Consider the following 11,841-nt stretch of genomic DNA (forward strand, 5'->3'; position numbering starts at 1 on the left):
CGCCGGTTAGCAAGCGCTGTGGCAGCTTAGTTAATCACCACCCGGCCGTCGAAAACACGGGTTGCCGGGCCTACCATGATCAACGGTGACTCGGGTGACGGCCACTCGATGCTTAGTTCACCGCCAAGCAAATGCACCCGTACCGGGCTTTTTAATATCCCCTGGCGAATACCGCTGGCGACTGCGGCGCAGGCACCCGTCCCACAGGCTAGCGTTTCACCACTGCCGCGTTCAAATACCCGCAGACGAATTTCACTGGCGGACAGCACCTGCATAAAGCCTACGTTCACTCGGCTGGGGAAGCGCGGATGCGCTTCAATCAACGGACCGAGGCGCGCCACCGGCGCGGCATCAACGCTTTCAACCTGTATCACCGCGTGAGGATTGCCCATCGATACAACACTCATCGCCAGCGTTTCCCCGTCTACCTCAACGTCGTGTAACGGTTGATCACCAGGCGCGTCGAACGGCACAGTCGCCGGGTTAAAACGCGGCTGGCCCATGTCGACTCGCACCATACCGTCGTGCTGTACATTCAACACCAGCGGGCCACCCGCGGTTTCCACACAGATTTCATGCTTGTGGGTCAGGCGCTGCTCGCGCACAAAGCGCGCAAAACAGCGTGCGCCGTTACCGCAGTTTTCGACTTCGCTGCCGTCGGCGTTGTAAATCCGGTAACGAAAGTCCATATCTGGGTCGCGGGGCGGCTCCACCACTAGCAGTTGATCAAAGCCGACACCAAAGCGCCGATCCGCCAACTGACGGATTTGCTCATTGCGCAGACTAGCCCGCTGGGTGACCAAGTCGACCACCATAAAGTCGTTGCCCAAACCGTGCATTTTGGTGAAGTGCAACAGCATTAGTAGGCTCCTTCGGGCAGCAGCGCTTCGCCGGCCCACAAGCTTTCCAGCGTTTCACGGGCACGCACCAGGTGACAGTGCTCACCGTCCACCATCACTTCGGCGGGGCGCGGGCGGCTGTTGTAGTTGGAGGCCATGACAAACCCGTAGGCACCGGCGGAACGCACGGCAAGCAAATCGCCCGCCGCAATCGCCAATTCGCGCTCTTGGCCGAGGAAGTCCCCCGTTTCACACACCGGGCCCACAACGTCGTAGGTGGCAGTTTCGCGCTGATGGCGCGTGTCCACCGGCACAATGGCCTGCCACGCCTGATAAAGCGCCGGGCGAATCAAGTCGTTCATGGCGGCGTCAACGATGGCAAAGCTCTTGGTTTCGCCGGGCTTTAAAAACTCTACGCGGGTCAGCATCACCCCGGCGTTGGCGGCAATCGAACGACCCGGTTCGAACAACAATGTCAGTTGCCCGCCGCCTTCCCAGCGCGATAGCCGGTTAAGCAATTGGCTGGCGTAGTCAAACGGGTGGGGCGGCGTTTCATCGCGGTAGGGCACGCCAAGACCGCCGCCCAGGTCCAGATGGTCGATCTCAATGCCGCGCTCGCGCAGTCGCTCCATGAGCACCAGCAACCGCTCCAGGGCGTCCAGAAATGGCGCGGTTTCGGTGAGCTGCGAACCAATATGGCAATCCAGGCCCTTGACCTTGAGGTTGGGCAGGCTCGCCGCCAGTTCGTAGACCGCCAGGGCGTCATCAACGGGAATACCGAACTTGTTGTCTTTAAGGCCGGTGGAAATATACGGATGGGTGCCGGCATCCACATCGGGATTGACCCGCAACGACACCGGCGCCACCTTGCCCAGCTCGCCCGCCACAGCGTTAAGCCGCTCAAGTTCGGGGCGTGATTCGACGTTGAAGCATTTGATGCCCACCTCAAGCGCACGGGCCATTTCCTGGGGCTGCTTGGCGACCCCGGAAAACACCACTTTAGCCGGATCACCTCCGGCCTTGAGTACACGCTCAAGCTCGCCCAGCGAGACAATATCGAAACCCGCCCCAAGCTTGGCTAAAAGCCCCAGCACGGCGATATTGGAGTTGGCCTTCACCGCGTAACAAATCAAATGCGGGTGGCTGCCCAGCGCTTCGGTGTAGGCGCGAAAATGGCGCGTTAACGTCGCTTTTGAATAGACGTAACATGGCGTGCCGTAGGTTTCGGCGATACGGTCAAGCGGGACATCCTCAGCGAAAAGCAGGCCGTCACGGTCGTTAAAATGATCCACTTAACCCTCCTGCTGATCGACATTATCGTCATCGGGCAGATAGAGCGGCCCCTTTTGCCCGCAACCCACGAGCAGCAGCGCGACCACGGCGAGTAAGGCGATTTTTTTCATTGTGTATTCTCCTTCACCGACGCCAAGGCTTCACGGGCGCGTTGGGCAGCAGCGCGCACCTGGTCGGGGGCGGTACCGCCGATGTGATTACGCGCGGCCACAGAGCCTTCAAGCGTCAACACCTCGAACACGTCCTGCTCAATGGTCGCCGAGAACTGCTTGAGTTCATCAAGCGTCATTTCTGACAGGTCTTTTTCAGTCTTTAGGCCGTAGGCCACTGACTGGCCGACGATTTCATGGGCATCACGAAAGGCCACACCCTTGCGCACCAGGTAGTCGGCCAAGTCAGTGGCCGTGGAAAAGCCCTTGCGCGCCGCTTCGAACATGCTGGCTTTTTTGGGCTCGATGGCGGGCACCATATCGGCAAAGGCTTTCAAGCAGTCACGCACGGTGTCCACAGCATCAAACAGTGGCTCTTTATCTTCCTGGTTATCTTTGTTGTAGGCCAGCGGCTGGGACTTCATCAGCGTCAGCAGGCTCATCAGGTGGCCATACACGCGGCCCGTCTTGCCGCGCACCAACTCGGGCACGTCTGGGTTTTTCTTTTGCGGCATGATCGACGAGCCAGTGCAGAAGCGGTCGGGCAGGTCGATGAAGTCAAACTGGGCGCTGGTCCACAGCACCAGCTCTTCACTCATGCGCGACAGGTGCATCAGCAGGATGCTGGCAAAGCTGGTGAATTCGATGGCGAAGTCACGATCGGAGACCGCGTCCAACGAATTTTCCGCCGGGCGATCAAAGCCCAACAGTTCTGCCGTGACATGGCGGTCGATCGGGTAGGTGGTGCCAGCCAACGCGGCGGCGCCCAGCGGCATCACGTTGATGCGCTTGCGGCAGTCCAGCAAGCGCTCGTGATCGCGGGCGATCATCTCATGCCAGGCAAGCAGATGGTGGCCAAAGGTTACCGGCTGGGCAGTTTGCAAGTGGGTAAAGCCCGGCATGATGGTCTCGGCCTCGCGGTCGGCAAGCTCAATCATGCCCTCACGCAGGCGGATCAGTTCGGCTTCAATCACATCGATTTCGTCGCGCATGAACAGGCGAATGTCGGTGGCCACCTGGTCATTGCGCGAACGGCCAGTGTGCAGCTTTTTGCCGGTAATGCCGATTTTGTCTGTCAGCCGCGCTTCGATGTTCATGTGCACGTCTTCCAGCGGCACCGACCATTCAAACTCGCCACGCTCGATCTCGCCTTTAATCTCACTCAGGCCATTAATAATGGCGTCGCGTTCGTCATCGGTGAGTACACCGACGCGGGCCAGCATGGTCGCGTGGGCAATAGAGCCCTGGATATCCTGGCGCGCCAGGCGCTGATCAAAATTGACGGACGCGGTAAAGCGTTCAACAAAGGCGTCGGTGGGCTCGCTGAAGCGACCGCCCCAAGACTGGTTCGTAGCTTGGCTCATCGGAGGCATATCCTGCTGACAAAACAATTAAAGTCGATAGCGGAAAGTGTAACAGAGTCGCCGTGGGGAGCGGCACGCCGTTTTTATAACGATGGCATCCAAGCCTATGGTGTAGTCACCGCAGGGGGTGACGCTAAAAAAGCCAGCAGAACGTTTAATGGCATGGGGTAAGCGAAGTAGTAGCCTTGAAAATAGTCACACTGGTGTTGAGCAAGATAGGCAAACTGATCAGCGGTTTCCACGCCCTCGACCAGCACCTCTAGCCCCATTTTTCCCGCCATGGCAACAACGCCGTCAATAATGGCAGCATCGTAGCGATCGGTAATCACATCCCGCACAAATGAACGGTCAATTTTGATTCTGTTAATGGGCAGGCGCTTCAGGTAACTCAGGCTAGAAAAACCGGTGCCAAAATCATCCAACGCGATGTGCACGCCCAACTGCCGTATGTTCTGCAGGGCTTGAATGGCCTGCTCCGCGCTATCCATCAGCACGCCTTCGGTCAGCTCAAGCTCAAGCAGGTCCGGGGCCAGGCCGCTTTCCTCCAGCACTCGTTCAATCGTTTCCAGAAAGCCCGGGCGTTGGAAATGCATCGGCGAGACGTTCACTGCCATGGTAATGCGCCCAAGGCCCAGCTCATTGAGCTGTTTGGCGACGCGGCAGGCGGTGTCGAGTACCCAGTCACTAATCGGGATGATTTGCCCGGTGTCTTCTGCCAGGCCAATAAAATCGCCCGGCGGAACGAAACCGCGCTCGGGGAGCGACCAGCGGATCAGCGCTTCCACGCCCACCACCTTACCGCTGGGCCCATGCATTTGCGGCTGAAAATAAAGCTCAAACTGCTGCTGCTCAATCGCTTGCTGCAGCGAGTTACGCAGGCTAACCCGCTCGCTGACTTTGCGGTTGAGATCCTCGGTATACCATTGACAGGTATTACGCCCGCGCCGCTTGGCTTTGAACATCGCCAAATCGGCCTGTTGAATGAGCTGGGGCGGGTCGCTGATCGAGCCATCGTTGATCGCCACGCCGATACTCGCGGTAATTCGCAATTCACTGCCGCGCTGCCAGTAGGGAGTCGCTAGACGCTTGAGGATCCGCTCCACCACCTGAATGACATCATTTGGGGCGGCCAGATCCGGCAGCAGCACCACGAATTCATCGCCACCGAAGCGGGCCACGGTATCCCAGGGGCGCAGTTCCTCCTCCAGCCGCTTGGCGACCTCCACCAGGATGAAGTCGCCTACATCGTGCCCGAGGGTATCGTTGATGGGCTTAAAGTCATCCAAGTCGATAAATAGAACCGCCATATGGCGCTTATAGCGGCGCGCTACCAAGCACCCTTGCTCTAGGCGTTGCGTCAACAGCATGCGATTCGGTAGCCCTGTGAGGGCATCGTGACTAGCGTTATACGCAAGCTGAGCTTGGTACTCGCGCTGCTCGGAAATATCGTTTTGTACGCCAATAAAATGGGTCAATTGACCCATCTCATCACGCACTGGGGAGATGTAAAGGTCGTTCCAAAACGGCGCGCCGCTACGCCGGTAATTGCGAATCACAACATGCACTTCGGACTCGGCCGCTATGCCCTGACGAAGCTGTTTGATTGTGTTGGGATCGGTGCCCTCGCCTTGTAAAAACCGACAGTTACGGCCCAGCGCCTCGGCGCGACTAAAGCCGGTGATTCGCTCAAAGGCAGTATTAACATATACAATAGGCAGGTCGGCATGTACCGCATCCACGATCATCATGCCGTTGGTGCTTGACTGAACGCTTCGTTCCAACAGTTTTAACTGATGTTCAGTGGCGTTGCGATCCGTCACCACCCGTGCCACCACGTAAACAACCCCCTCGCCCAGGGACGGGGCGACCTCCAGCCAGTGCAGCACCTGCGAGGCCGAACGCGCCCGCACTTCGAAGGTGGCAACCTCCTGCCCCTGAGTTAAGCGCTCAAGCATTGCCTCAATGACGCCATGGTCACGCTCATCAATCACCTTGCCGCATCGCTTGCCCAACAACGCGTCGGCTGAATACCCCAGTAGGGTCTCAAAAGCAGGGTTTACCTGCAGCAACCGCCCTTCCAGGTCGATGCAACAAAATAAATCATGAGAGAGCAAGAAAAACTGATCCAGCTGTCCATGCGGTGCGGCGGGCGTCATAGGGTATCCTAGGGTAAGCAACGTGGGGCGCATATAAGGCCGCCTACGGCGTTGGCTATTTTTACTGTGTCGCCGGGTGCTTTATGATGAGAATTATCATAGTTTGACGCGCCGTGTAAGCGGCAATAAGGAGAATAACGTGGCATCTATCACCAAATTACGCATCGCCACGCGGAAAAGCCAACTGGCGATGTGGCAAGCAGAGCATGTTCGCGACCGCCTGATGGCGGTGCACAGCGGGCTTGAGGTGGAGCTTGTGCCACTATCAACCAAGGGTGACAAGATCACCGACACGCCACTCTCCAAAATTGGCGGCAAGGGATTATTTGTTAAAGAACTGGAAGACGCCATGCTGGATGGGCGTGCCGATATTGCCGTTCATTCCATGAAAGACGTGCCCATGCATTTTCCCGAAGGCTTGGGCCTGTCGGTAATTTTAGAAGGCGCCGACCCCACCGATGCGTTTGTCTCAAACCATTACCACAGTATAGACGAGCTACCGGAAGGCGCGCGCGTGGGTACAGCCAGCCTACGCCGTGGCCTGCAGATGCGTGAGGCACGACCCGACCTCAGCATCCTGAACCTGCGCGGCAATGTGCAAACCCGTCTGGGCAAGCTGGATAGCGGCGAATTCGATGCGATTATCCTGGCGACCTCGGGCCTCAAACGGCTAGGCCTTGACGCCCGCATTACTCAAGCCCTGCCACCTGAAATATGCTTACCTGCCTGCGGTCAGGGCGCACTGGGCATTGAATGCCGTCTTCATGATCCTGAATTAATTGCACTCCTAGCGCCGTTAGACGATGCTGATACCGCAACACGCGTTCGCGCGGAAAGAGCGATGAATACGCGCCTTGAAGGCGGCTGCCAGGTGCCCATTGCCGGCCATGCGGTGCTTAACCTCGAGCACGAAACGATGTGGCTACGCGGCCTTGTGGGCAACCCGGAAGGCACTGAGGTGCTTCGCGCGGAAGGTAGCGGTTCAATGCATGAGCCAGAAGCGCTGGGTATCCGAATTGCCGAAGAACTGCTGGATCAAGGGGCAGGTAAGATTTTGGCCGAGGTGTACGGCAACAACGTATGACGCTACCGGTGCTTATCACCCGCCCGGGGTCACGCGGGGCGGCCCTTGCCGAAGCGCTGCGCCGCGAGGGCAGCAACGTTGAAGTGCTTGACGTGATGCAGCTCCAGGCGTTGCCTGAAGACGCCGCCATGCGCCAAGTTTGGCTAGATATTGATCAGTACCATAAGATAGTCGTCATCAGCCCCTTTGCGGCTGACTGTTTGAGCGAGGCGCTTGATCGCTACTGGCCACAGTTACCGATTGGCATTGACTACTACAGCGTGGGGCAAAGTACTGCGGCGATGCTTTACGAACAGCTAGGGGTTCGGGTACATGTTCCACCGTCGAGCGATGGCGAGGACACCAGCGAATCCCTGCTTCGTCTAGCTTCGCTTCAAGCGCTAAGCCAACAACGCGTCCTAATCGTGGCAGGGGAAGGCGGGCGTTCGCTGCTGGCCGATACGCTTGCCGAGCGGGGCGCCCGGGTAACGCCCTTGGCCGTGTATCGACGCCGCTTGCTGGCACCCACGGGACCCATGCAAGCCCGTCTTGCCGCAGGCAATTACCGGGCGTTGATCGTCACCAGCGGCGAACTCTTAGAACATCTGGCAAAATGGTGCCAACCGGCAGCGTTGAACCAACCGCTAATCGTTTCCAGTCGCCGTTTGGCTACACTGGCTGAAAGACTGGGGTTTTGTGCCCCCATCGTGGCGTCAGGAGCCACACCACCGGCGTTAATCGCCGCGTTGGCTCGGACCTAGACCCAGCGGGTGCCGATGTCGATCAAGGAACTTAACAAGGGCTAGCGACAGATGAGCAAACAAACAAGCGATCAGGACGACACCCAGAAAAACGCGGCGAATAACGTCGATGAGCACAAGGCGACCCCGCCGTCATCTTCCACGACCGATTCCCCGGCTACCAGCCCCTCTGATAGTAGGGGCGACGATTCCAGCCCCACGACAGAAACGTCCGCCTCAACGTCGCCGCAGACGCCTGCTTCCTCATCCAATGGCCAGCGCTCACGGCGACGTCAAAAAAGCGCCAAAAACGCGGCCCAGGACACAACACAGGCAAAAAAACAAAGTACGCCCACAAGCTCCGCCCAGCAAAACGAATCAACGGCGAGCCAGTCAAGCAATGGGACGAAAACTACTCCACCTGCCAGCAAGCCCAAGACGACGTCCTCCACACAGGATAAGTCTTCCAACAGTGCAGCGGCTTCATCCTCAACGTCCTCATCGGGCAGCAAGCAAAGCCCTCCCCCCCAAACCACCACGACCACTGGCGGCGGCAAGGGGAAAGGCGGTTTCGCGATAGTCCTGGTGGTGTTACTGGCCATCGCCGTGGGCGTGATCGCTTGGCAGGGCTGGCTGCGTTTGGAAGCCCAGCAGCAACGCCTCAATGAGCTCACCGAGCGCGCCGAAAGCAGCGCCTCACAGCAGTCCGTCGACGACCTTGCCTCACAGCTTGAAAGCGGCGAAGCCGAGCGCGAGCAAGCGCTCGATAACACCGTGAGCGACCTGCGCGATGAGTTCACCGACTACCGTAGCAACGTCGACGACACCCTTGACGACGTACTGGACCAGCTCTCTCAAGAGCAGGAAACCGATGAGCGTGACTGGCTGCATGCCGAGGCCGCCTATTTGCTGCGCCTTGCCAATCAACGTTTACAGTTAGAGGGTGACGTTGAAGGTGCCGCTGCACTGCTGCGCACTGCCGATGCACGCTTAGTAGATGCCGATAATCCCGCGCTGACCCCCGTTCGGCGTGAAATCGCCAACGAGCTGGCCGCGCTTGACGCCGTTCCCCGCCTGGACCGCACCGGGGTTTACCTGGCTCTCAATGCCCAGCAAGAGCGCGTGGCTGGATTGCGGCTTTCCCAAGACGTGGAAGAGAGTGCCGTCACATCGAGCATTGAAGAACCTCCCACGGGCACCTTCCAACGCCAGCTGGCTCGCTTAGGCGAAGAGCTGAAAGACTTGGTAATGATCCGTCACCATGACGAAGCCCTTGAAGCGCTCGTCACGCCGGAACAAGAGTCTTATCTGCGCCAAAGCCTACGCTTGATCCTCGAACAGTCACAGTTAGCCCTGCTCAAAGAAGAGCAGTCGCTCTATGAAGCAAGTATCGATAAGGCGTTAGATCTGATCGATGGCTACTACGATACCTCTCGCGAAGAAGCCCAGCGGGTTATCGAACGCCTTGAAGAGCTCAAAGAGGTGACCGTTGAACCCGAACTGCCGGATATCAGCGCCTCACAACAGGCCATGGCGGAGTTTATCGAGAACCGTCACGAGTCGCGTCAACAAGAGGGAGGTGAGTCATGAGAAAGCTCATCCTGCTAATTGTTGCCGGGCTCGCCATTGGCGCGCTGTTCGGACACCTGATGATGTCGGTACCCGGCTATTGGTTGATCCGCGTCGGCGATACCTCCGTACAAACGTCCTTTTGGTTCGGTCTGGTACTGCTGTTAGCCGCCTTCCTGGTGGTGCATTTTGTGCTGCGTCTGCTAAGCGGCATGATTCGCCCGGTCGGCCGTTTTCGCACCTGGAATAGCCGCGCCCGCAACCGTCGCGCCATGAAACGTACCGTTCGCGGCCTAGTGGCCATGACCGAAGGACGCTGGAAGCGCGCCGAAAAAACCCTGGTCAAAGCCGCCGACGACTCCAGCACCCCGCTGGTCAACTACCTATCGGCTGCCTTGGCGGCACACTACCAAGGACGCTATACCCAGTCGCAGGAACACATCAATCAGGCCCAACTGACCACCGAGGGCGCCGATACGGCAATTGGCTTAATGCAAGCCCAGCTATTAATCGACCGCCAACAGCCCGAAGAAGCGCTTGCGATTCTTAACCGACTGGATAAGCAACTTTCCAATCACCCGCAGGTGCTCAAGCTGCTTAAACAGGTGTACCTGAGCGTCAACGACTGGGAAGGGCTACGTCGATTGATCCCCCGTTTAGCGGCGCAAAAGCTGATTTCACCGCAGGAACGCGAGGAGCTTGAGTTTAAGGCCTATCGCGAATTGATTATCTTCGAGGCCAAAAACCCCAGCGATATCGAACGCGTACGCAGCCTATGGGCCGACATGCCCGACTACCTGCGCGGCAAGACCGAGCTCATCGTGCTTTACACCGAAGCACTGCTGCAGGCCAACGAAGACACCATTGCCGAGCGGTTACTCAACCATTCCCTCGACCACCACTGGGATGCCCGCCTTGTGAAACGCTATGGGCTGTTGAATGTTGATCCAGGGCGCCAGCTTGCCAAGGCCGAAAAGTGGCTTCAGGAGCGGCCCAACGACCCTGAGTTGCTGCTTGCCTGCGGTCGACTGTCGCTACGCACCGGCAAATGGACCAAAGCACAAGAGTACTTTGAGGCCAGCCAGCGCCAGCGCCCCAGCGGCGTGGTGTGTGCCGAACTTGCCCGCCTCTATGCAAGCCTAGGCGAGCATAACAAGAGCCAGCTTTACTACCGCCACAGCGTGGAAATGCTGGCGAAATCGCTGCCTTCGCTACCCCAACCCAGCGATGCAAGCGACAGCCAGCCGGGCGACAAAAAAGCCGCCAAGCGCGCTTAGTGACGGCCCGTTGCCACTAAAAAAGGTGCCCCCCGGCACCTTTTTTATGGCTTGTAAAACGCTCAGCTGTCTGCCTGGTGCCCAGCGGCGTCACTCCCCGGCAACATCGCCGTGCAATGACCGCAGCGCGTTGCCTTGATGGGCACGATCATCAAGCAATAAGGGCAGGGCTGCTCCGTAGGGCTTGCTGGCGCCACTGCTTCTTCACGTTTTAAGCGATTGATGGTACGCACCAGTAGAAACACCACAAAAGCAACAATCGTAAAACTGACCACCGCGTTGACAAATAGCCCGACGTTCAAGGTCACGGCCCCCGCGGCCTGGGCCTCGGCAAGCGTTGCATAAGGGCCATCGGTAACCCCCTCGCGCAGAACAATAAACAGGTTCGAAAAATCAATACCGCCCACCAGCAAACCGATTAGCGGATTCATCACGTCGGCCACCAGGCTTTGCACGATCAGTGTAAATGCCCCGCCAATGATAATACCCACGGCCATATCCACGACGTTGCCTCTCACAGCAAACTCACGGAATTCCTTGAAAATCTTTGCCATTGCGATGCCCTTTAAAAATGCCCATTCAGGCCGTCACAACTACCTCATCCAGCGAATTTATCAACGTTTATTTCATTAAACGCAATTTTTTCCTGGTGCATGAACAAAGCACCAAGCGGTGGCGTGGACTCAGGCACACTTCAATATGCAGGAGAGCTGTTGGCTTAATACCAGCATGGCCCTACTGGCTGACGGTGATGACCCGACACTTCGCGGAATGGCTTACCTTGTGGGAAACGCTGCCAATCATGACACCAGCCAAATCGCTTAGGCCACGGCTTCCCATAACAATCGTATCGACTCTCAGTTCGTTGGCAGTATCCAAAATCACTCTCACCGGGTCACCTTGTACAAGATGCTTTTCAGCCTGCTGAGCACCTTGCTCGCGCGCTGACGCGAGCGCTTGCTCAAGTAACTGCTCGCCTGCCTTCCGGCGTTCGTCAAGGGAGGTTTCAGCATTAAGTGCGCCTACCCCCCATACCAAGGTAGCCTCGTAGGCCAGCGCTTGGGGTATATGCAGCAAATAAAGCGTTGCATCGTTTTGGCCCAACAGCCTGCAAGCGACGGATAGTGCTTGCTTTGCATTTTCCGAACCATCAATGGGAACGAGAATACGGTTATACATAATGAAATTACCTTCTTAGTAGGTTTGTTTTGTCAGTACGTTTTTTCGCTAGACAGCATTTCATCGCTAACGGTCGAAAAATTGTATGATAAGACCAGCAAGTGAATCTGACGCAACAGCGGCGTTGTCTTGCCATCCAACGATAAATAGCCTGCTGCCAACAAAATGATAAAACCAATATTGTTTAAGCAGCCGCTCATACCCTGGAGGTA

At 57.5% G+C, this 11,841-nt stretch carries 10 protein-coding genes and 1 pseudogene; 4 read left to right on the forward strand and 7 right to left on the reverse strand.

The annotated features are described in order from the left end of the window. Window positions 1–26 precede the first annotated feature (26 nt). From dapF to CPH17_RS11725, 5 genes are all read right to left on the reverse strand, one after another. Entirely contained in the window at window positions 27–860 is an 834-nt protein-coding gene (gene dapF / locus CPH17_RS11705) for a diaminopimelate epimerase (protein WP_074394743.1), read from the reverse strand. Next, window positions 860–2,131, reverse strand: coding sequence for a diaminopimelate decarboxylase (gene lysA, locus CPH17_RS11710; protein WP_074394742.1), 1,272 nt, complete (start codon window positions 2,129–2,131; stop codon window positions 860–862). The genes dapF and lysA overlap by 1 nt, the downstream gene beginning before the upstream one ends. Beyond that, window positions 2,132–2,242 (reverse strand): LPS translocon maturation chaperone LptM, encoded by a 111-nt coding sequence (lptM, locus tag CPH17_RS11715; protein WP_082925969.1) that lies wholly within the window; start codon window positions 2,240–2,242, stop codon window positions 2,132–2,134. It abuts the gene before it with no gap. Next, a complete protein-coding gene (gene argH, locus CPH17_RS11720; RefSeq protein WP_074394741.1) occupies window positions 2,239–3,645 on the reverse strand; it encodes an argininosuccinate lyase in 1,407 nt (468 codons plus the stop codon). The genes lptM and argH overlap by 4 nt, the downstream gene beginning before the upstream one ends. 104 nt (window positions 3,646–3,749) lie before the next feature. Next, window positions 3,750–5,801, reverse strand: a complete 2,052-nt coding sequence (locus CPH17_RS11725) for a putative bifunctional diguanylate cyclase/phosphodiesterase (protein WP_074394740.1) — start codon at window positions 5,799–5,801, stop codon at window positions 3,750–3,752. Window positions 5,802–5,940: 139 nt separating this feature from the next. Between CPH17_RS11725 and hemC the strand changes: the two genes are divergently transcribed. From hemC to CPH17_RS11745, 4 genes and pseudogenes are all read left to right on the forward strand, one after another. Further along, window positions 5,941–6,885 carry a hydroxymethylbilane synthase gene (hemC, locus tag CPH17_RS11730; protein ID WP_074394739.1) on the forward strand — a complete coding sequence of 315 codons (945 nt, stop codon included), beginning with the start codon at window positions 5,941–5,943 and terminating at the stop codon, window positions 6,883–6,885. Beyond that, window positions 6,882–7,660, forward strand: a pseudogene (locus CPH17_RS11735) (uroporphyrinogen-III synthase). Before hemC ends, CPH17_RS11735 begins: the two are co-directional and overlap by 4 nt. Before the next feature lie 16 nt (window positions 7,661–7,676). Then, entirely contained in the window at window positions 7,677–9,194 is a 1,518-nt protein-coding gene (locus CPH17_RS11740) for a uroporphyrinogen-III C-methyltransferase (RefSeq protein ID WP_074394738.1), read from the forward strand. Beyond that, window positions 9,191–10,450 (forward strand): heme biosynthesis HemY N-terminal domain-containing protein, encoded by a 1,260-nt coding sequence (locus tag CPH17_RS11745; RefSeq protein ID WP_074394737.1) that lies wholly within the window; start codon window positions 9,191–9,193, stop codon window positions 10,448–10,450. The genes CPH17_RS11740 and CPH17_RS11745 overlap by 4 nt, the downstream gene beginning before the upstream one ends. Window positions 10,451–10,512: 62 nt before the next feature. On the opposite strand, the gene mscL is transcribed toward CPH17_RS11745, so the two are convergent. Continuing rightward, window positions 10,513–11,004 (reverse strand): large-conductance mechanosensitive channel protein MscL, encoded by a 492-nt coding sequence (gene mscL, locus CPH17_RS11750; RefSeq protein WP_074394736.1) that lies wholly within the window; start codon window positions 11,002–11,004, stop codon window positions 10,513–10,515. Window positions 11,005–11,185: 181 nt separating this feature from the next. After that, entirely contained in the window at window positions 11,186–11,629 is a 444-nt protein-coding gene (locus CPH17_RS11755; RefSeq protein WP_074394735.1) for a universal stress protein, read from the reverse strand. Window positions 11,630–11,841: the final 212 nt, after the last annotated feature.

Source organism: Halomonas sp. hl-4, from assembly GCF_900215475.1.
Classification (GTDB): Bacteria; Pseudomonadota; Gammaproteobacteria; order Pseudomonadales; family Halomonadaceae; genus Vreelandella.